Here is a 20,427-nt window from a genome sequence, read left to right on the forward strand (position 1 = left end):
GACTTAACGAAACTTGCTCAGGCCTTGAGCAGTTTTGACGGCTGAATGCGCAAAATGGCGTTCAGCCCCGTCACCAGCACCGAGCCATCGGCCAAGGCGAGCACGCCATAAGGTAGATGCAGCTCGGCGGGCAAGGCGCCCGTGGTCACCTTCTCGCCCGCACCGGTTCCGGCCAGGGTGGAAACTTCGCCTTGCGGCGATATGCGGCGCACCCGGTTATTGCCGGTATCGGCCACGATCAAGCTGCCATCTGGAGCGAACGACAGGGTTTGTGGGTGTAAAAACAGAGCCTCCCCCACGTTGCCATCGGCAAAACCGCCCTTGCCGGGTTTGCCTGCAAAGGTCGTTACCGTGCCATCGGGCGTGATTTTGCGAATGACATTGTTGAAGTATTCGCTCACGTAAATCTGCCCTTGCGCGTCCAGCGTCAGCCCGACCGGGGTGTTGAAACGTGCCTGCGCTCCCCGCCCATCGCGCCAGCCGGTATCGCCGGGTGAACCGGCCAGGGTGCTGACCACCCCTTTTGCGCTGATGCGGCGCACCGTGCTGTTGTAGGCATCGGCCACATACACCACGCCTTTTGCGTTCACGTCCAGCCCGACGGGGTGATTGAATCGCGCCTGCTGGCCAGTGCCATCGGCAAAGCCTTCGACCTCCAGCTTGCCAGCCAGAGTGCTCACCCTGCCCTCCCGGCTGATGCGGCGCACCGTATTGCTGCCGGAATCGCTCACAAACAGCGTGCCATCGGTGGCCACCGCCACGCATTCAGGCGAATAAAACCGCGCCTGCAGCGCCGGGCCGTTGCGGGCGTCGCGCTGCTCCACCTGCCCGGCGACAATGCTGACCTGGCCGTCAGTGCCCAGCTTGCGCACCACGCTGTTGACGTAGTCGGCCACAAAGATGTTGCCCTGCGCGTCCAGCGCCATGCCGCGCGGGTCGTGAAACCGCGCCTGGGCGAAGTCGCCGCCGTTGTACATGCCAGGGCCAATGGCACCTGCAAAGACCTCCAGCGTGCCTGCGGCCTGCATGGCAGCAAAAGCGGTTTGACTGATCAAAGGGGACAAGGCCGTGCCCAGCGCCAGGGCTCCGGCCGATTGAATGAAGTGTCGTCGCTGCATAAGAGTTCAGGGTAAGTGCCCGCGACGGTTGCGCGGTTCAGGCTCAAGCTTATGTCAGCAGATTTTTACTTGCAGGCGTGCCACTCAAGTGCCGCGCCGGTCGACCAGCGCCCGGGCGATGGTGCCGAGATCGACATACTCCAGCTCGGCCCCGGCGGGCACGCCGCGCGCCAGGCGGGTAACGCGCAGGCCGCGCGGACGCAGGGTTTCGGCGATGACATGCGCCGTCGCCTCGCCTTCGTTGGTGAAGTTGGTCGCCAGAATCACCTCTTCCACCGCGCCGTCGAGCGCGCGGGTCATCAGCCGGTCGAGGCCGATTTCCTTCGGCCCCAAGCCATCGAGCGGGCTGATGCGGCCCATGAGCACGAAGTACAGGCCGTGGTAGGTGAGCGTCTGCTCTACCGCGGCGAGATCGGCGGGGCTTTCCACCACGCAAAGCTGGCGGGCGTCGCGTCTGGGGTCGGCGCAGATGCTGCAGACCGCGTCTTCGGTGAGGGTGTTGCAGCGCGCGCAGCGTTGCACCGCGCCTAGCGCCGCGTCGAGCGCGCGGGCGATGTGCTGCGCTGCCTCGCGGTCGTGTTCGAGCAGGTGATAGGCCATGCGCGACGCCGACTTCGGCCCGACGCCGGGCAAATGCCGCAGGGCGTCGATCAGCGCGTCGAGCGCGGGCACATGGCCGGGCGCGGCCTCATGCATGACGTGTCGAGGTCAAGTTCGGGGCCACTTCAGTTCAACTTCGCCCGTCGCTCAGAACGGCAGCTTCATGCCGGGCGGCAGGGGCATGCCCGCGGTGGCGGCGCCCATTTTTTCCTGCGACGTGGCCTCGGCCTTGCGCACCGCGTCGTTGAAGGCGGCGGCCACCAGGTCTTCGAGCATGTCGCGGTCTTCGGCCACCAGGCTGGGGTCGATGTTCACGCGCTTGACGCCGTATTTGCAGGTCATCGTCACCTTCACCAAGCCCGCCCCAGACTGGCCTTCGACCTCGATCTGGCCAAGCTCGTCCTGGACGCGCTTGAGGTTGTCTTGCATCTGCTGCGCCTGCTTCATCAGGCCGGAAAGTTGTCCTTTGTTGAACATGGGGTGTCCTTCGATTGAGAAATGAAATCGCCGCGCGTGCAGCAACGCGGCATTGTCGGTCAGGCGGATGTCGGCTGCGCTGACGGGGGCATGGGTTTGAGGCTGCCGGGCACGATTTGCGCGCCCAGATCGTGCATGAGCTGCTGCACCAGCGGATCGTTGCGTATCGCGGCTTCGGCATCGGCCTGCGCCTGGGCCTTGGCGCGCGCGTCGCGCTGCATCACGCTGTCAGTCACTTCGCCGGCCTCGGCGCGCAGCACGATGTCTTGTCCCAAGGCCAGACGCACGGCGGTTTGCAGCTTGTCGAGCGAACCGGCACGGGTGAGCTGTTCGTTGGGCACGCGCAGCAGCCACTCCGTGCCTTGCATGGCCACCAGTTCGCTTTGCTGCGCCAGCGCGCGTGGCAGACCCGCGGGCACTTCCAGCCGCTGCACCAGCGCGGGCCAGTCGGTGTCGGGCGTGATTTGCAGGGGCGGCTTGATGTCGGCGGGGCGGGGTGATGAGGTGGGCTGCGGCGGGGTTTGCGGTTCGGGCTTAGCCGCATAGCTTGTCGCGGGCGCTTCCTCCGCGGCGAGCACGGGAGCGGCGGGCGCCAATGGGGCGCTCAAGGTCGCTGCGGTACGCGGCATGGCCTTGGCTGCGGTTTGCACCGGGGGCGCGGATTTGGTGGCCGGTTGCTCGCGCTGTGCAGCGACCTGCGCCGCAGCCGACTGTGACGGTGGCGAAGCCGGAGCCGCCGCCTTGGGCAGCGCCAGCCCGCCTGGCGGCAAGCTGGGCACGCTGCCCGCGATGACCGGGGCGAAGGCCAGCAGGCGCAGCAGGGTCATGGTGAAGCCGGTGCGGTCGTCCGGGGCGAGCGACAGCTCGTTGCGGCCATGCAGCACCGTGGTGTAGGCCAGTTGCACCAGCTCCGGGCTGAGTTGTGCGGCCAGGGCGACCAGCGCTTCATGCTGCGGGTCGTCGGCATCGGCGGCCTGCGGCACGAGTTGCAGCAGGGCGATGGTTTGCAGCAGCGCGGCCAGCTCTTCCAGCGCCGCGCCGAAAGACAGACCGCGCGCTTCCAACGCATCGGCCTGATGGATGAGCGCCACACCGTCCTGCGTGGCCAGCGCCTGCAAAATAAGCAGCAGATCGCTGCGATCGACCGTGCCCAGCATCTGCTGCACCGCCTCGGTCTCCACCCGCCCGGCGCAGTAGGCCAGCGCCTGGTCAGTGAGCGAGAGCGCATCGCGCATCGAACCGTGCGCGGCGCGGGCGATGAGCCGAAGCGCGGCGTCGTCTGCCGGCACGTTCTCGGCCTGCAGCACCTGCTGCAAATGGCCGACGATGGCGCCCGGCATCATCTGTTTGAGGTTGAACTGCAGGCAGCGCGACAGCACCGTGACCGGCACCTTCTGCGGGTCGGTGGTGGCGAGCACGAACTTCACATAATCGGGCGGCTCTTCCAGCGTCTTCAACATGGCGTTGAAGGCGTGGTTCGAGAGCATGTGCACCTCGTCGATCATGTACACCTTGAAGCGGCCGGCCGTGGGCTTGTAGACCGCCTGCTCCAGCAGCGTGGTCATGTCTTCGACCCCGCGATTGGAGGCGGCGTCGAGCTCGATGTAATCGACAAAGCGCCCGGCGTCGATCTCGGTGCACGCCGGGCACACGCCGCACGGCTGGCTGGTGACGCCGCCCTGCCCATCCGGCCCGGTGCAATTGAGCGCCTTGGCCAGAATGCGCGACACCGTGGTCTTGCCCACCCCGCGCGTGCCGGTAAACAAATAGGCGTGATGCAGACGGTCGTGGTCGAGCGCATGCGTGAGCGCCCGCACCACATGGTCTTGTCCCACGAGGGAGGCGAATGATTTAGGGCGCCACTTGCGCGCCAGCGCGACGGAAGTCATAGGCCGGATTCTAGGAGCCTGCATCATCCCCTCAGGCTGAATCCAAAACCCTCGTGGCGCCGTAGAGAGAACAAACCCCAATCCAAGCAGACCTGCCGCCCGCTGACACCTTGCTCCACGCCCCATGCGCCCTTCATTGCCGACCCTGACCCGACTTTGCCAGCGTCTCGCCCTGGCCTGCCTCGCCCCGCTCATGGTCGCCTGTTCGCCGGTCACCCTGATCAACCGGCTCACCCCGACCGACACCTACACCTTCAGTGGCGACATCGCCTACGGCCCCGCCCCGCGCGAAGCGCTGGACATCTACCGGCCCAACGCTGCCACGCTGCGCAAGCCCCAGCCCGGCGGTGCCCCGGTGGTCGTGTTTTTCTACGGCGGCAGCTGGACCAGCGGCAACCGCGCCATGTACCGTTTCGTCGGCGAGGCGCTGGCTGCGCGCGGCATCGTCACCGTCATTGCCGATTACCGCCTCTATCCCGAAGTGCGCTACCCCGACTTCCTGCGCGACAACGCCCGCGCCGTCGCCTGGACGGCGCAGCACATCGCCCATTGGGGCGGCAACCCGCACCAGATCTACCTGATGGGCCACAGCGCCGGTGCCTACAACGCCGCCATGCTGGCGCTCGACCCGCGCTGGCTGCACGCCGTCGGTCTGCGCCGCGCCGATCTGGCCGGGTGGATCGGGCTGGCCGGGCCCTACGACTTTCTGCCCATCACCGACCGAGAAGTCCAGCCGGTTTTCCACTTCCCCGACTACCCCGCCAGCTGCATGCCCATCGACTACGTTCACGACGCCCGCGTGCCGCGCACCTTCCTCGGCGCAGCGCGCGTCGACAGCCTGGTCAACCCGCAGCGCAACACTGTGCAACTCGCCCAGGCACTGAAGGCCGACGGCGCCCAGGTCACGCTCGACCTCTACCCAGGCGTCAACCACGAAACCCTCATCGGCTCCTTCGCCAGCCCGCTGCGCTGGATGTCGCCCGTGCTCGACGACGTGGTGGATTTCGTGCACCACGCGCCCCAGCCGAGCACGGCAGCTCTTGCTGCCACTCAAGCCACGCCTTGATCGACGGCCTTGCGCCGAGCTGGCGGAGCACCCAAAGTTGTCTTCCGTCCGCACCCGCGGGCGGTTGGGAGATCGCTCATGCCCACCCTCACCCGAGCCCTCGCGACCCGCAGCCCAACTCGCGGCCGCGCTCAGCCTGGCCGCCCCGCTATTCAGTGAGCTTGCCGATGATCTTCACCGCAATACCCCCGCCCGGCACCACCGCACCGGCCAATTCGCAACCCGCGTCGAGCAGCATCTCGCGGGTCATCACCTTGCTCAGCTTGTCCTTGAACCACTGACCGTTCTCACTGACCTCGCCAGTCAGGCCGTTCACCTCGATGACCCCGCGCTTGTCGGCGGTCGACCAGATGAACTCGAATGCGAACACCGGTCGCCAGTAAAGGTGCAGGCGCTCCACCACAATGGCGTCCGACTGGATGTGATGCGCGTTGATGCTGTTGCCGTTGAGCGCGGTGCTGGCGGCCAGCAGCGCCGCTTGCTGCGGCACCGTGGGCTTGATCAGTTCCTCGCGCTCGATCTGCTCGACCTCGGAAAACTTGTATTTGGTGCGATAGCCATCGAGCGTGCCCGGCTTGATGTCGCGCCCAAGACCATCGGAAAACTGGTCGAAAGCCATCTTGCGGTGACACATCTCGGTCACCGCCAGATCGATGCGCGCCTTGTCGCCCTGCCGCGTCACCTCGTATTGCTCGCCGTTGAGTTCAACTTTGTGCGCATAGGGGTTGTGCACCGGCACCGGGTAGGTCATCTGCGTGGTGTAGTCCACGCTGCGCGTGGCCGTCACATGCCAGAACGGCTCCAGCCGGAACTCCTTGCGGCTCAGGCGCACCGTGTCATCGCGCGGACGATTGAGCGGGTTGAACTTGGCCAGCATGCCGAACGCCGAGAGCTTTTTCTTCTCCGCCTGTTCCTCAGCGGCGCGGGCCGGGTACACCTCATCGAACAAATAGATGCGGATGGCGGATTCGTCGAGTTGCAAAGTCTGCTGCGGGAAGCTCATCGCGGGTGGTCCTGAGAGGGTGTCGCCTTGTTGGCGGTCGGGTTTCGGTGTTCAAAGTCTAAGCGCATGCCAGATCGCCAAGCTCACCCCCGCCAGCCCTGCCCTTCGCGCCGGGCGCGGCCCAGGGCTTCGAGGGTTTCGAGGATGCGGGGCAGGCTTTTTTTCCAGGGGCCGCGGCCTTTGAAGCGCGAGGTGAGCGCTTCGAGGTCGAGCGGCTGGGCGCTGGCGGCGAGCAGGTCGGCCACGGCGCGCATCTGTTCGGGCAGGGTGGACGGCCAGGGCTGGGCGGGCGGCTCGGGGCTGCGGGCCGGGTTGGCCGTGCCGATGGGGTGCGCGCCCACGACGCCCATGCCGAGCGTGGCCTGGGTGGGCCGGACGGGGTTGGTCTGCGGGTGCTGGAACGCCGGGCGCAGCCAGCGCACGGTGCCTGCGGCTTCTTCGGCAGCGCGGGCGTGGTTGAGGGCGAGCAGGCGGGTGAGCAGGATGAGGGTGGCAGATTGGGGGGCGACCGCGTCGCCGACCTCCCCTGCCCGGCCCTCCCCACAAGTGGAGAGGGGGCGAGGCGGCGCGGCGAGGTCGCTCCAGCCGTAGGCGGCCAGCACGGCGGCGTCGAGTTCGGCGTGCAGTTCGGCGAGCACGGCGACCAGGCCGAGTTGATGCACCGTGCGCTCCTTTGGGGTGAGGGCGCGGCCTGCGCGCAGGGCGTCGAGCACGTTGTAGAGCGCGGTGAGGGTGAGCGCGCCGGGGTGGGCGGCGAGCACTTGTTTGCGGTGGGCGTCGATGGCTTCGGAGCGTTCGGCGATGCGCTGGCGCAGCGCGGGAGTGAGGCCGGTGTCAGCGTCGGGGAAGGGGAAGGTTTCGAAGCAGCGGGTTTTGACGTAGACCGGACGATCCTCCAGCGTGCTTCCCTGCGCCAGTGCCCAGGTGACATGCGTACTGCTGGACAGCACGCCGAGGTAGAAGGCGTCGTCGAGGGCGATGGCAATCAGTTTGTTGTCGGGCAGGATGGACGCGTCGAGGAACTGGAAGGTGCGGTGCTTGGCGGTTTCGACGGTGGCGATATAGCGCGGCAGGCCGGCGAGTTGTTTGCGCAATTCGCGGCGGGGTTCACCGAAGATCCACCAGTTGTCGCGGTAAGTGGCGCGTTGGTTCTGGTCGCGTTCGGGCTTCACGCGTTCGAGCAGCCATTGATAGATGGCCGGGTAGCGGCTGCGCACTTGCTCGGCGTCGAGGCCGAAGAGGTCGATGACGAGCACGCCGCGCGGGGCGTCGGTGAGGTCGCGGCCGTTGCGGTAGGGGCGCACGATCTCCCCCTCCCAACCTCCCCCACGGGGTGGGGGAGGAGCAAGGCTGGCTGTGTTTGCTCCCTCTCCACTCGTGGGGAGGGCCGGGGTGGGCCTCTCCTTTCCAACATCTCCCCTGCGTGGGAGATGTGTGGTTGCTCCCTCTCCACTTGTGGGGAGGGCCGGGGTGGGGCGCAGCGCAGCGGCCTGCTCGGGGGTGACGATGAATCCAGCGCCAAAGAGTTGCACGCCGCGATTGCTCAAACCCAGATCGGCCCGCAAAGGCTGCGCTGACAACAGGTTCGGCCCCACCGTCAAATCCGCGTGAATCAGCCCGGTCTGCTCGCGCAGTTGCACGGTCATTTCGCCGTGTTCGCCGGGGGTCTCGGCGATGACGGTCTGCAGGCGGCCTTCGCCTGCGCCGGGTGCGGTCACGGTCATGGCGATGCGCACGGCGGCGCCGCTGGCGCTGTCCACCCAGGGGTGGTCGGGGATGGCGTAAACGAGGTGTAAATCTGCGTTGAGGGCGCTTTGCACCACGCGGCGGTTGAAGGTCTGGCGCAGGCTGTTGGTAGTGATGAAGCCGAAGCGCCGCGCCTGGCCCGCGGCCACTTTGCGCGCGGCGGCGTGCCACCAGTACATGACGAAGTCGGCGCTCTCGGGCATGTCGGGCCATACGCTGCGCAGGGCGTCCACATAACCGTCGCCCAGCGCGGCGCGCATGGCGGCGGCGCCGATGAAAGGCGGGTTGCCGACGATGTAGTCGGCCTGCGGCCAGTCGGCGGGGCGGGGCTGGTCGTAGGCCCATTGCGGCACTTGGGCGGCGGGGTCGGGGACAGGCTCGCCGGTGGCGGGGTGGGCGGTGTAGGTGCGGCCGTCCCAGCGGGTGCGGGGCTGGCCCTGGGCGTCGAGCAGGGGGCGCTGGGCGCTCCAGGCGAGCACGGCGTCGCGGCAGACGATGTTGCCGTAGTCGTGCACGACGGGTTCGGCCACGGCGCGGTCGCCGCGGGTGCGGATGTGCCATTGCAGGTAGCCGATCCACAGCACGAGTTCGGCCAGCGCGGCGGCGCGGGCGTTGACTTCGAGGCCGAGAAGCTGCTGCGGGGTGACGGTTTCGCCCTCTAACGCGAGTTTGTTCTGGGTTTCGCCAAGGGCGGCAAGCTGGTTGAGCACTTCGCCTTCGAGGCGCTTGAGGTGTTCGAGGGTGACGTAGAGGAAGTTGCCGCTGCCGCAGGCGGGGTCGAGCACGCGCAGGGTGCACAGGCGGTGATGAAAGCGGCGGAGTTCGGCGCGGGCGGCGTCCATCTTGGCGTCGCGCGGGCGGCCGTCGAGTTCGGCGGCTTCGTGGGCGAGCAGCAGCGCGGCGGCCTGGGCGTCGGCCCATTCGCGGCGCAGGGGTTCCATCACGGTGGGCAGCACGAGGCGTTCGACGTAGGCGCGCGGGGTGTAGTGGGCGCCGAGGGCGTGGCGTTCGGCGGGGTCGAGCGCGCGTTCGAGCAGGGCGCCGAAGATGGCGGGCTCGACTTCGCGCCAGTTGGCGCGGGCGGCGGCGAGCAGCAGATCGACCTGCGCGCGGTTGAGCGGCAGCGAATAAGCGTCGTCGGCCGCGCCTTTGAACAACTTGCCGTTGAAGCGCAGCACGGTCTGCGCCAGGGCGACGGAGAAGCCGCCGCGGTCCATGTCGGCCCAGAGGGCGGCGAGCATGCGCTGCAGGGTGACGGGGTCGTCGCGGTGGCGCTTGAGCAGGGTGACGAAGCCGCCTTGGTCGCCCTGCCCGCCCTGTGCACCTTGGCCACCCTGCCCGCCTTCGCCCGCGCCGGGCAGCAGGCCGACGTCTTCGGCAAACATGGAGAACAGGCAGCGGGTGAGGTAGGCGGCGACAAGCTGCGGCGCGTGGCCGCTGGCTTCGAGCGAGCGGGCCAGTTCGGCCAGTTGCGCGGCGACTTCGCGGGTGACGCGGGCGCTGGCGCGGGCGGGGTCGAGGCCGAGCGGGTCGAGCCAGATGCGGCGCAGGGTGTCGCGCACCTCGGCGAGGGCGAGGTCGGCGAGCGCGATGCGGTGGCTGCGCGGATCGGGAAACGGGGTGTAGGTGGCGCCGCTTCGGGTGAATTCGGCGTAAAGCTCGATCACCTGGCCAACATCGACCACGAGCAGAAATGGCGGACGGCCGCCCGCGGCGAGTTCGGCGGGTTCGAGCGCGCGGGCGTAGCCCTCCGCCTGGGCGCGGGCGCGCAGCAGAGCGTCGTCGAAGCGGCGGGTGTCGGCGCTGGCACGCAGCTTTTTGGCTTCGAGCACGAAGGCGCCGCGCCGGTAGCAGTCGATGCGGCCGGGGCTGCTGCTGCCGTCGCCGTGGCGAAAGGTGATGGGCCGCTCGAACATGTAGTCGAGCTCGGGCGTGGGGTGCGGCACAGGCACGCCGAGCAGCTCGCACAACTCGCGCACGAAGCTCTGCGCGGTGGAGAGTTCGGAGGCGGCAACGCCGCTCCAGCGGGCGATGAAGTCGGCGGCGCGGGCGGCGTCGGGGTGCGCGGCGGCAGTGAGGGCTGCGGAGGGATGATCGGTCATGGCGTGGGCGGCGTTTTGCGCGATGGTAGGGCGGCCGCGCGCTGCCCTTCGGACCGACGTTCGGCGGCTCAGTCGTGCCAGTTCAGCCACTGCAAGCCGGTCACGCGGGAGAATTCGCGTCCGTTGCGCGTAATCAGCGTGGCCTGATGTCGCAAGGCCGTGGCGGCAATCAGGGTGTCGTGCGGGCCGATGGGCGTGCCAGCGGCTTCCAATTCCACACGGATGCGGGCGGCCTGCGCGGCGCATTCGCTATCGAAGGGCAAGATCTGCAGCGGACGCAGCAAGGCGGTCAACGCCGCCAGACGGGGATGCGCCGCTTCTGCGGGCAGGCGCATGAGGCCGTAGCGCAGTTCGTATTCCACAATGGCCGGCACGCCGATGTCTGCCGGGGAAAGCGCCTGCAGACGGGGCACGACCTGCGGGTCGCCGCGAAAGTAATAGCTGATGGTGTTGCTGTCGAGCAAAAGCATGACGCGCGATCAAAAGCCCAGGCGCGGCACATCGGCGGGCTGCACGGAGCCGCCCTCCTCACGCAGCGGAAAATCAGCAAACCGGCCTGCCAGCGCGAGGCAGTCCTGCGGCCATTCCTGCGCGGCATATTTGCGGATGATGTCGGCCACCCAGCGACTTTTCGATACGCCGTTGGCCCGGGCGGCCTGATCGACCAGCGCTTGCGTGGCGTCGTCGAGATAGAGGGTGATTTGTGACATGGCGATCTCCCTACAGTCCGGTAAGTATATGTGGAATTATACTTATTTGAACAGCAGGGAGCGCCCGTTCACTTCAAGCCGCCACAGCCTGCACCGCGCTACGCGCCAGCCAGCGCTGCAGTCCGGCCAGCAGCAGGCCATAGAGCGGCAGCACGCCGAGCACGGCCATTGCCAGCTTGACCGCGTAATCCACCAGCGCGATCTCCACCCAGTGCGCGGCCATGAAGGGGTCGCTGCTGGCGTAGAAGGCGATGGAGAAGAACAGCACGCTGTCCACCAGATTGCCGAACACGCTCGACACCGAGGGCGCCAGCCACCAATGGCGGCTACCGGCCAGCGTGGCGCGCAGGCGCGAGAACACCAAAATGTCGAGCATCTGCCCCACGGCGTAGGCGATGAAGCTGCCCAGGGCGATGCGGAAAACGAACAGGTTGAACCCGCTCAGCGCCGCCCACCCGGCAAACGCGCCGTCGTGAAACAGCACCGAGATGGCGTAGGACAGTACGAGGGCCGGCAGCATCACCCAGCGCACCACGCGCCGCGCCGTGCCCGCCCCGAGCAGCCGGGCGGTGAGATCAGTCGCGACGTACACCAGCGGGAAGCTGAACGCCGCCCAGGTGGTGTGCAGGCCGAACAGGGTGATGGGCAACTGCACCAGATAGTTGCTGGCGATGATGATGGCGATGTGCAGCGCGGCCAGAGCGGCCACGACGGCGCGCTGGCGAGCAGCGCTCAAGTCAAGCGTGAACAACATGGACGACCTTTTTGCTTGGACGGTGGGTAAGGGAACCACCGGCGGCTGGCGCTCTATCGCGCAGCCTAGTTGTGAAAAAACGCAATTTTAAGCCACAGCGTCGTGCGCTCGCCGCGCGCCGCTCGCAAGCAACCCAAGGCCGTCCGAAGTTGGCTTGCCGCCCGCGTTGGCGCTCAGTATCGCCCGAGCACCGATTGACCGAAGCCCTGCAGCGGCCCCAGTGGATTGCGTGTGGTTTCCACCTCCGAGATTTCAGGCTGCCCGCCCCAGAGCTTATAGACCACGCGATCATCCACCACGAGCAAGAGCATGTTGAAACGCCAGCCGGTAGTGACGGTTTCGCGACGGAAGTCGAGAAAGTCGAGCCAGAAATTGCCCACCCGCTTGCGGTCGATATGGCGCTGGTCGATCTCAAAACCACGACAGGCGGTTTGCGCCTGCATGCAGTCGCGGATGCCGGGATCGAGGGCCAAGTCATTGCCCGAGGGCGGCAGCAGCCGCCGCACGATATCGGCGTAGTTCAGGATGGTGATATTGGGCGTGGTCAACGGGTCGATGCCCTCCTGATGCAACTGGGCGGTTGTGGTGCGGTAAGGCGTAATCCGTTCATACGCGGCATGCGCCTGGGAGAAGTTGCTCCAGGGCTTGCTGGTCTGCGCCTCGCCGCGCGGCAGCAATGCGGCGCAACCGCTGAGCGCTCCGGCCAGGCACAGACCAGATACCGCGGCCAAGAGGCCTCGCCAGAGCGAATACCTTGCGGAACGGCTGGAATCGGGACAAGACATTTATTGAGTGTAGAACGTCGCGACGCGCGCCCGTAAAATCGGGCGCTTTGCTTGGGCGTCGCGTCATTTGCCGCGCCCAGCGCATTTCATCCGAACCGCGACATGCCGCCGCGCACCCGCACATTCCCATGACCGAACTCGCCAAATCGTTTGAGCCCCACAACATCGAAGCCCGCTGGACTCAGCGCTGGGAAGAACTGGGCGTGTTCGCCCCCACGCTGGACGCCGCCAAACCGTCGTTCTGCGTGCAACTGCCGCCGCCCAACGTCACGGGCACGCTGCACATGGGCCATGCGTTCAACCAGACGGTGATGGACACCCTAGTGCGCTACCACCGCATGCGCGGCGACAACACCCTGTGGGTGCCGGGCATGGACCATGCGGGCATTGCCACGCAGATCGTGGTGGAGCGGCAATTGCAGGCTGCGGGACTGAGCCGCCACGACCTGGGGCGCGACAAGTTTGTCGAAAAAGTGTGGGAATGGAAGCAGCAGTCGGGCAACACCATCACCGGCCAGATGCGCCGCATGGGCGACTCGGTGAGTTGGGAGCACGAGTACTTCACCATGGACGACAAACTGTCGAAAGCCGTGGTGGAGACCTTCGTGCAGCTTTACGAACAAGGCTTGATCTATCGCGGCAAGCGGCTGGTGAACTGGGACCCGGTGCTCAAGAGCGCGGTGAGCGATCTGGAGGTGGAAAGCCAGGAGCACGACGGCTTCATGTGGCACATCCTCTACCCGTTCAGCGACGGGCCCATCGACGGCGTGCGCGGCATGCACATCGCCACCACCCGGCCCGAAACCATGATGGCCGACGGCGCGCTGGCGGTGCATCCAGAAGATGAACGCTACGCCAAGTTCATCGGCAAGTATGTCGATCTGCCGCTGTGCGACCGCAAGATTCCCATCATCGCCGATGGCTTCGTCGAGCGCGATTTCGGCTCGGGCTGCGTGAAAATCACCGGCGCGCACGACTTCAACGACTACGCCTGCGCGCTGCGCCACGACATTCCGCTGATCACCATCTTCACCGACGACGCCCGCATCAACGAAAACGGCCCTGCCGCGTATCAGGGGCTCGACCGCTACGCCGCGCGCAAGGCGCTGCTCAAAGACCTGGAAGCGCAGGGCTTTCTCGAAAAAGCGGTGCCGCACAAAAACATGGTGCCTGTTTGTGCGCGCACCGGCCAGATCGTCGAGCCCATGCTCACCGATCAATGGTTCGTCGCCACCACCAAGCCCGGCCCGGACGGCAAGAGCATTGCGCAAAAGGCCATCGACGCGGTGGCCGACGGCGAAGTGAAGTTCGTCCCCGAAAACTGGGTGAACACCTACAACCAGTGGATGGCCAATATTCAGGACTGGTGCATTTCGCGCCAGCTCTGGTGGGGCCACCAGATCCCGGCGTGGTACGGCGAAAACGGCGAAATTTTTGTGGCCCGCAGCGAAGCCGAGGCGCGCGACAAGGCGTCCGCCGCGGGCTACAACCGCTCGCTCACCCGCGACCCGGACGTGCTCGACACCTGGTATTCCTCCGCACTGGTGCCCTTCTCCACCCTGGGCTGGCCCGAACCGACGAAGGAGATGGACCTGTTCCTGCCCTCCTCGGTGCTGGTCACGGGCTTCGACATCATTTTCTTCTGGGTCGCCCGGATGATCATGATGACCACGCACTTCACCGGCAAGGTGCCGTTCAAGCACGTTTACATCCACGGTCTGGTGCTCGACGCGCACGGCAAGAAAATGAGCAAGAGCGAGGGCAATGTGCTCGACCCGGTCGATCTGATCGACGGCATCGAACTCGCCCCCCTGCTCGACAAGCGCACCACTGGCCTGCGCAAACCCGAAACCGCACCCGCAGTGCGCAAGGCCACCGAGAAAGAATTCCCGGGCGGCATTCCCGCCTACGGCGCTGACGCCCTGCGCTTCACTTTTGCCTCGATGGCCACGCTGGGCCGCAATATCAACTTCGACACCAAGCGCTGCGAGGGCTACCGCAATTTCTGCAACAAGCTGTGGAACGCCACGCGCTTTGTGCTGATGCAGGTCGATGGACTCGAAGCCTTCGACCGTGGCATGGATCAATGTGGCGGCGACTGCGGCCCCGACGGCTATATGCACTTCAGCGCCGCCGACCGCTGGATCGCCTCGCAACTGCAGCGCACCGAACAGCAGGTGGCGCAGGGCTTTGCCGACTACCGCCTGGACTTCGCCGCCCAGGCCATCTACCAATTCGTCTGGGATGAGTATTGCGACTGGTATCTGGAAATCGCCAAGACCCAGATCGCCCATGGCACGCCGCAGCAACAGCGCGCAGCCCGCCGCACCCTGGTGCGCACGCTGGAAACTGTGCTGCGTCTGGCCCACCCCATCATGCCCTTCATCACCGAAGAACTCTGGCAGACCGTCGCGCCGCTGGCCGGGCGCAGCGGCGCCAGCCTGGCCGTGGCGCCCTACCCGCTGGCGCAGCCCGAAAAGATCGACGCTGCTGCCGAAGCGGAAATCGCCGCCTTCAAGCAACTGGTCGACGCCTGCCGCAATCTACGCGGCGAACTGGGCGTTTCACCGGCGCAGCGTCTGCCGCTGCTGGCCTGCGGCGACGTGAGCTTGATCGAGCGCCACCGCCTCGCCCTGCAAGCCCTGGCCAAAGTGTCGGAGGTCAAGGTGTTCGCCGACGAGGCCGCCTGGAAAGCCGCCACGCAATCCGCGCCCACCACCGCGCTGGGCGCCACGCAGTTCGCCCTGTTCGTCGAGGTGGACGCCGCAGCGGAGCACGCGCGCCTGGGCAAGGAAGTGCAGCGTTTGCAAGCCGAAATCGCCAAGGCGCAAGGCAAGCTCTCCAACGCCAGTTTCGTCGATCGCGCTCCGGCCGCCGTGGTGGCGCAGGAGCAGGAGCGTCTAAGCGATTTCCAGGCGCTGCTGGTCAAGGTGAAAGAGCAGATCGCGCGTTTGCCGACTGCCCCATAAAAAAGTCCCGTGCCCTTCGCAGGGCACGGGACTAGGGTTCAGCCGTCAGAATCGACCGCTAAAGCACGCTCAATCGACGACGTTCTCGGGCTGGTTTCGCCCATCCACCTTGCGCTCTTCGGCCTGGTAATCCACCAGTTCGCGCAGAGTCTTGCCCGGCTTGAAATGCGGGATGCGCTTCTCGGGCACGGCCACCTGCTCGCCCGAGCGCGGATTGCGCCCGATGCGGGCCGAACGATGGCTGACGCTGAAGCTGCCGAAGCCCCGGATTTCGACACGATGCCCGTCATCGAGGGCCTGCGCCAACGCGTCGAGAATGGTCTTCACAGACAGTTCAGCGTCGCGGTGGGTCAGTTGAGGAAACTGAGCGGCCAGGATTTCAACGAGATCAGAGCGAGTCATAAGGGGTACAGGTGAAAACGGCGGCCCCGGTGAACACCGTAGGCCGCCGCACATCAGGACCGCGTAGGGTTTGCGCCGAGTTCGACGCTACCCAACACAGCAGCCCGCACGGGCGAGTCGATCAATGCAAACGAGCAACGCAACTGATCAGGAGCCTTTGTCCATCTTGGCGCGCAGCAGCGCACCGAGGTTGGTGGTACCGGCTTCGCGGGTGTCGCCCGCCAGACGGTCCATGGCTTCCTGCTGTTCGGCGGCGTCTTTCGCCTTGACCGACAACTGGATGTTGCGGGTCTTGCGGTCGATGTTGACGACGACCGCAGAGACTTGATCGCCTTCCTTGAGCACGTTGCGGGCGTCTTCGACGCGCTCGCGCGAGATCTCGGAAGCACGCAAATAGCCTTCGATGTCGCTGCCCAGATCGATGGTGGCGCCCTTGGGGTCCACCGCTTTCACAGTGCCTTCGACGATCTTGCCCTTGTCATTCAGCGCGGCAAACGACATGAACGGATCGTCGAGCATCTGCTTGATGCCCAGCGAAATGCGCTCGCGCTCGATGTCGATGGCCAGCACCACAGCCTCGACGTCCTGGCCCTTCTTGTAGTTGCGCACTTCAGACTCGCCGGTGTCGTTCCAGGACAGGTCGGATAGGTGGATTAGGCCGTCGATGCCACCGGGCAGGCCGATGAACACGCCAAAATCGGTGATCGACTTGACCGGGCCGGCAACCTTGTCGCCGCGCTTGTGGTTGGCGGCGAATTCGTCCCAGGGGTTGGCGCGGCACTGCTTCATGCCCAGGCTGATACGGCGACGGTCTTCGTCGATTTCCAGCACTTGCACTTCGACCTCGTCGCCCAGTTGCACCACTTTGCTCGGAGCGACGTTTTTGTTGGTCCAGTCCATTTCGGAGACGTGAACCAGGCCTTCGATGCCCGGCTCGATCTCGACGAACGCGCCGTACTCGGCGATGTTGGTGATCTTGCCGAACAGACGGGTGCCCGCGGGGTAACGGCGCGAAACGCCATGCCACGGGTCGTCGCCCATCTGCTTGAGGCCCAGGGAAACGCGGCCCTTCTCGGCGTCGAACTTGAGCACTTTGGCCGTGACTTCCTGACCGGGGGTGACCACTTCGCTGGGGTGACGCACACGACGCCAGGCCAGATCGGTGATATGCAGCAGGCCGTCGATGCCGCCGAGGTCGACGAAGGCGCCGTAGTCGGTGATGTTCTTGACCACGCCGGTGACCAGCGAGCCTTCTTGCAGGGTTTCGAGCAGCTTGGCGCGTTCTTCGCCCTGGCTGGCTTCGACCACGGCGCGGCGCGACAGCACCACGTTGTTGCGTTTGCGGTCGAGCTTGATGACCTTGAACTCCATGGTCTTGTTCTCGTACGGCGTGGTGTCCTTCACCGGCCGCGTGTCGAGCAGCGAGCCGGGCAGGAAGGCGCGAATGCCGTTGACCATGACGGTCAGGCCGCCCTTGACCTTGCCGGTCGTGGTGCCTTCGACGAATTCGCCGGTTTCCAGTGCCTTCTCCAGCGACAGCCAGGAGGCCAGGCGCTTGGCCTTGTCGCGCGACAGCACGGTGTCGCCGCGGCCGTTTTCCAGCGCGTCGATGGCAACCGAGACGAAATCGCCGACGTGAACGTCGGCTTCACCCTGATCGTTGTGGAACTCTTCGATGGGGATGTAGGCGTCGGACTTCAGCCCGGCGTTGACCACGACAAAGTTCTGATCGACCGCAACGACTTCGGCGGTAATGACTTCGCCGGTGCGCATGTCGCGTGATTGCAGGGATTCTTCAAACAGTGCGGCAAACGACTCGGTGGAAGCAGCACTTGGGGAGACAGAGGACATTGAGTTAAGACCTTCAAACCACGAAAGACCGTGGGGTTGGAGAGAGAAAAAACTGAGACGCGCAGGGCGCGCGTTCAGACGGATTGACGCCACAAAGCCAACACAGCTTCAACCGTTTGCTCAAGGCTCAGGTCGGTGCTGTCCAGCAGTTGGGCGTCTGGCGCGGGCTTCAGCGCAGCCACGTCACGCTGGGTATCGCGTGCGTCGCGCAGCTCAAGCTCCGCAAAAACGTCGGCAAGTATAGCGGGAATCCCTTGTGAAATCAATTGCTTATACCGGCGCTCGGCGCGACTGTGGGCACTGGCGGTGAGGAAGACCTTGAGGGGCGCGTCTGGAAAGACGACAGTGCCCATGTCTCGACCATCGGCCACGAGCCCCGGCGCGCGGCGAAAGCTGCGCTGCAAGGCAAACAAGGCTTCGCGCACGGAGGGAATGGCGGCGATGGTCGAAGCGGCTTGCCCGACGGCTTCGGTGCGAAGTTGTGCCGCGTCGAAAACGTGTCCGTTCAGAACGATGCCGCCCGCGGCAAAGGTCACGGGCAGATCGGCCGCGAGCCGGGTCAGCGCGTCGCTGTCGTCCAGCGGCACGCCCTGCTGCAATGCCTCCCAGGCGGTGAGGCGGTAGAGCACGCCCGAGTCGAGGCAAACGAAGCCCAGCGCCTCGGCCACGGCGGTGGCGATACTGCCTTTGCCGGAGGCGGTGGGGCCGTCGATGGCGATGACCGGCACGGGCCGGGCGATGCGGGCAAAGTCGTCGAAATAGCCGGGGTAGGTCTTGGCCACACAGCCCGGATCGAGAATGCGGATGTCGGCATGGCCGAAGCTGGCCAGCGAAAAACACATGGCCATGCGGTGATCGTCGTAAGTGGCGATGGCCGCACTGCGCCACTGCACTGCGGGCAAGGGATGCACACGCAGCCAGTCGGGGCCGGATTCGACCTTCGCCCCGAGCTTGGTCAATTCGGTGGCCATGGCGTGGATGCGGTCGGTTTCTTTCACGCGCCAACTGCCGATGGCGGTCAGCGTGGTGGGCGCGTCGGCGAACAGCGCGGTCATCGCCAGGGTCATGGCCGCGTCGGGAATGGCCAGACAGTCGATGTCGCCGCCGCGCAGCGCGGTCAATCCGGCTTGCAGGCCGTCGGTTTCGATAAAGTCGTCGCCCCACCGCACCTGGGCGCCGAGGTCTTCGAGCACGCGTGCAAACGCCACGTCGCCCTGAATGCTGTCGCGCCCCACGCCCTCCACCCGCACCGGCGCGCCCTTGCCGTGCCATTGACCCAGCACACCCGCCGCCAGAAAATAAGAGGCCGACGAAGCATCGCCCTCCACGGCGATGCGGCCAGGGCTGCGCAAACCGCTGCCCGCGGGAATGACAAACCGCTCCCACCCGGTGCGCCGCACCTGCACGCCAAAGCGCCGCAGCAGGTTGAGGGTGATCTCGATATAGGGTTTGGAAATCAGCTCGCCCTGCACCGCAATGGCGATGTCGTGATCGCTCGCCTTGAGCGGCAGCGCCAGCAACAGGGCGGTGAGAAACTGGCTGGAGACATCGCCGCGCACGGCCACGTCGCCATTCAGGCGGAAATGGCTGGCCCCGATGTGCAGCGGCGGATAGCCTTCCTGCCCGGTGTAGCGGATTTCGCAACCGAACTGCCGCAGCGCATCGACCAGATCGCCGATCGGGCGCTCATGCATGCGGGGCACGCCGTGCAGCGCATAGTCACCCCCCAGCAGCGCCAGCGCGGCGGTAAGCGGGCGGATCGCGGTGCCCGCGTTGCCCATGAACAGATCGGCCTGCGCTGCCGGAAAGCGCCCTGCCCCGCCCTGCACATGAGCCGTCTCGCCCTCGCGCCGCACGGCAATGCCCAGCGCTTGCAGCGCAGCGAGCATCACGCGGGTGTCGTCGGAATCGAGCAGGCCAGTGATCTCGGCCTGCCCCTCGGCCAGCGCGGCGAGCAGCAGGACGCGATTGGAAATGCTCTTGGAACCGGGCAGCTTCACCCGTCCGCCCGCGCCGATGAGCGGCGGCAGATCGCGCGCCTCAGACTTCATCATCGGACGACGCCGGAGCGTCCCAGCCCTGCCGCACCTGGCTGGCGCGGCGAATCAGCGCCTCGACCGCGCTCCAGTTGCCCTGCTGAATCTGCGCTTCAAAACCCGCCAGCGCCTGTTTGTAGAGTTGCAGTTGCCGCAGCACTTCGTCGCGATTGGCCTGCAGCACATCGCGCCACATGTGCGGATCGCCCCCGGCGATGCGGCTGAAGTCGCGAAACCCCGGTCCGGCCAGTTGCAAAAAGGCGCTGCCCTGCGGCTGGCTGGAGAGCGCATACACATAGCTGAACGCCAGCAGATGCGGCAGGTGGCTGACGGCGGCAAAGGCCGCATCGTGCTCTTCGGGCGACATCACCGAAACCACGCCGCCGATCGACTCCCACGCCTGGGTGGCGATGTCCACAAAGCTGTCGCTGTTGGCTGCAAGCGGCGTGATGACCACGCGCTTGCCGTCGAACAAACCGGCTTCGGCATGCAGCACCCCGCTCTTTTCCTTACCCGCTATTGGATGGCAGGGCACGAACTGGCTTTGCCGCGCGCCGAGTTGCGACTGCGCCGCCGCCACCACATTGCCCTTGGTGCTGCCGACGTCCATCACCAGGGCGTGGGGCTCCAGCCCGTGCCGCAACTGCTTGAGCAGATCGCCGGTTGACACTACCGGCACGGCCAGCAGCACGAGATCGGCGCCATGCACCGCACGCAGCGCCGAATCAGCCTCCTCGTCGATGATGCCGCGTTCCAGCGCGGTGCGGGTGGTCGTGGGCGACTTGCTGTAGCCCACGACGCGCCGCGCCAGCTTGGCACGACGCGCAGCCAGGGCGAACGAGCCGCCGAGCAGACCGACCCCGAGAATGGCCAGACGCTCGAATTGCACAGAGGCTTCGTCGCCGATCACAGTGTCCAT

The 20,427-nt window shown here is 66.2% G+C and carries 16 protein-coding genes; 2 read left to right on the plus strand and 14 right to left on the minus strand.

Annotation, left to right across the window (positions count from 1 at the left end):
- Positions 1-17: 17 nt before the first annotated feature.
- From THI_RS10505 to dnaX, 4 genes are all read right to left on the minus strand, one after another.
- Positions 18-1,118 carry an NHL repeat-containing protein gene (locus THI_RS10505; protein WP_013106232.1) on the minus strand — a complete coding sequence of 367 codons (1,101 nt, stop codon included), beginning with the start codon at positions 1,116-1,118 and terminating at the stop codon, positions 18-20.
- 84 nt (positions 1,119-1,202) lie between these two features.
- Positions 1,203-1,814 (minus strand): recombination mediator RecR, encoded by a 612-nt coding sequence (recR, locus tag THI_RS10510; protein ID WP_013106233.1) that lies wholly within the window; start codon positions 1,812-1,814, stop codon positions 1,203-1,205.
- Between the two features lie 51 nt (positions 1,815-1,865).
- Positions 1,866-2,195, minus strand: coding sequence for a YbaB/EbfC family nucleoid-associated protein (locus THI_RS10515; protein WP_013106234.1), 330 nt, complete (start codon positions 2,193-2,195; stop codon positions 1,866-1,868).
- A gap of 59 nt (positions 2,196-2,254) precedes the next feature.
- Positions 2,255-4,084 carry a DNA polymerase III subunit gamma/tau gene (gene dnaX / locus THI_RS10520; RefSeq protein WP_013106235.1) on the minus strand — a complete coding sequence of 610 codons (1,830 nt, stop codon included), beginning with the start codon at positions 4,082-4,084 and terminating at the stop codon, positions 2,255-2,257.
- 124 nt (positions 4,085-4,208) lie between these two features.
- On the opposite strand from dnaX, the gene THI_RS10525 reads away from it, so the two are divergent.
- Positions 4,209-5,150 carry an alpha/beta hydrolase gene (locus THI_RS10525; RefSeq protein ID WP_013106236.1) on the plus strand — a complete coding sequence of 314 codons (942 nt, stop codon included), beginning with the start codon at positions 4,209-4,211 and terminating at the stop codon, positions 5,148-5,150.
- A 148-nt stretch (positions 5,151-5,298) separates the two neighbouring features.
- On the opposite strand, the gene THI_RS10530 is transcribed toward THI_RS10525, so the two are convergent.
- The 6 genes from THI_RS10530 to THI_RS10555 form a co-directional block, all read right to left on the minus strand.
- Complete coding sequence (locus tag THI_RS10530) at positions 5,299-6,153, minus strand: hypothetical protein (protein WP_013106237.1); 855 nt, start codon at positions 6,151-6,153, stop codon at positions 5,299-5,301.
- An 83-nt stretch (positions 6,154-6,236) separates the two neighbouring features.
- Positions 6,237-10,001 (minus strand): class I SAM-dependent DNA methyltransferase, encoded by a 3,765-nt coding sequence (locus THI_RS19345; protein ID WP_013106238.1) that lies wholly within the window; start codon positions 9,999-10,001, stop codon positions 6,237-6,239.
- A gap of 68 nt (positions 10,002-10,069) precedes the next feature.
- Positions 10,070-10,471 (minus strand): type II toxin-antitoxin system VapC family toxin, encoded by a 402-nt coding sequence (locus tag THI_RS10540; protein WP_013106239.1) that lies wholly within the window; start codon positions 10,469-10,471, stop codon positions 10,070-10,072.
- Between the two features lie 9 nt (positions 10,472-10,480).
- Positions 10,481-10,711, minus strand: coding sequence for a ribbon-helix-helix domain-containing protein (locus THI_RS10545; RefSeq protein WP_013106240.1), 231 nt, complete (start codon positions 10,709-10,711; stop codon positions 10,481-10,483).
- A gap of 73 nt (positions 10,712-10,784) precedes the next feature.
- A complete protein-coding gene (locus THI_RS10550; protein WP_013106241.1) occupies positions 10,785-11,465 on the minus strand; it encodes a 7-cyano-7-deazaguanine/7-aminomethyl-7-deazaguanine transporter in 681 nt (226 codons plus the stop codon).
- 173 nt (positions 11,466-11,638) lie between these two features.
- Positions 11,639-12,196, minus strand: a complete 558-nt coding sequence (locus THI_RS10555) for a hypothetical protein (protein ID WP_231836166.1) — start codon at positions 12,194-12,196, stop codon at positions 11,639-11,641.
- A 182-nt stretch (positions 12,197-12,378) separates the two neighbouring features.
- Here THI_RS10555 and THI_RS10560 point away from each other — a divergent pair, with 182 nt between their 5' ends.
- The gene (locus THI_RS10560; RefSeq protein ID WP_013106243.1) at positions 12,379-15,219 is read left to right on the plus strand and encodes a valine--tRNA ligase; all 2,841 of its coding nucleotides are present in this window, start codon (positions 12,379-12,381) and stop codon (positions 15,217-15,219) included.
- A 69-nt stretch (positions 15,220-15,288) separates the two neighbouring features.
- On the opposite strand, the gene THI_RS10565 is transcribed toward THI_RS10560, so the two are convergent.
- From THI_RS10565 to THI_RS10580, 4 genes are all read right to left on the minus strand, one after another.
- Positions 15,289-15,621 carry an integration host factor subunit beta gene (locus THI_RS10565; RefSeq protein WP_013106244.1) on the minus strand — a complete coding sequence of 111 codons (333 nt, stop codon included), beginning with the start codon at positions 15,619-15,621 and terminating at the stop codon, positions 15,289-15,291.
- 147 nt (positions 15,622-15,768) lie between these two features.
- On the minus strand, positions 15,769-17,472 hold the full coding sequence (rpsA, locus tag THI_RS10570) for a 30S ribosomal protein S1 (protein WP_013106245.1): 1,704 nt from the start codon (positions 17,470-17,472) through the stop codon (positions 15,769-15,771).
- 74 nt (positions 17,473-17,546) lie between these two features.
- A complete protein-coding gene (locus THI_RS10575) occupies positions 17,547-19,526 on the minus strand; it encodes a bifunctional 3-phosphoshikimate 1-carboxyvinyltransferase/cytidylate kinase (RefSeq protein ID WP_013106246.1) in 1,980 nt (659 codons plus the stop codon).
- A complete protein-coding gene (locus tag THI_RS10580) occupies positions 19,513-20,427 on the minus strand; it encodes a prephenate dehydrogenase (RefSeq protein ID WP_013123467.1) in 915 nt (304 codons plus the stop codon). Before THI_RS10580 ends, THI_RS10575 begins: the two co-directional genes overlap by 14 nt.

Origin of the sequence: Thiomonas arsenitoxydans (genome assembly GCF_000253115.1) — a bacterium.
Lineage (GTDB): Bacteria > Pseudomonadota > Gammaproteobacteria > Burkholderiales > Burkholderiaceae_C > Thiomonas > Thiomonas arsenitoxydans.